Annotated in this window: 1 protein-coding gene; it reads left to right on the top strand. The window is 65.9% G+C overall.

Annotated elements, in window-relative coordinates; translation table 11 throughout:
• Positions 1-232 (top strand): ABC transporter substrate-binding protein (locus SB765_RS34200; RefSeq protein WP_410933099.1); only part of this gene is annotated, 232 nt, incomplete at both ends.

Raw genomic sequence — 232 nt, 5'->3', positions numbered from 1 at the left:
ACCCCAGCCTCGGCGCGCAGATGCTGCAGGCTGACCTGGCCAAGATCGGCATCAAGGCTGAAATCCGCGTGATCGAGTGGGGCGAGCTGATCCGCCGCGCCAAGGCCGGCGAGCATGACCTGCTGTTCATGGGTTGGGCAGGCGACAACGGCGACCCGGACACCTTCCTCAGCCCGCAGTTTTCCTGTGCGGCGGTCGAGTCGGGGACCAACTTCGCGCGCTTCTGCGACAA

The sequence above is a fragment of the Pseudomonas sp. SIMBA_067 genome, assembly GCF_046534675.1.
Classification (GTDB): domain Bacteria; phylum Pseudomonadota; class Gammaproteobacteria; order Pseudomonadales; family Pseudomonadaceae; genus Aquipseudomonas; species Aquipseudomonas putida.
The sequence above is the reverse complement of the archived record's forward strand: the minus strand, read 5'-3'. Positions and strand labels throughout refer to the sequence as shown.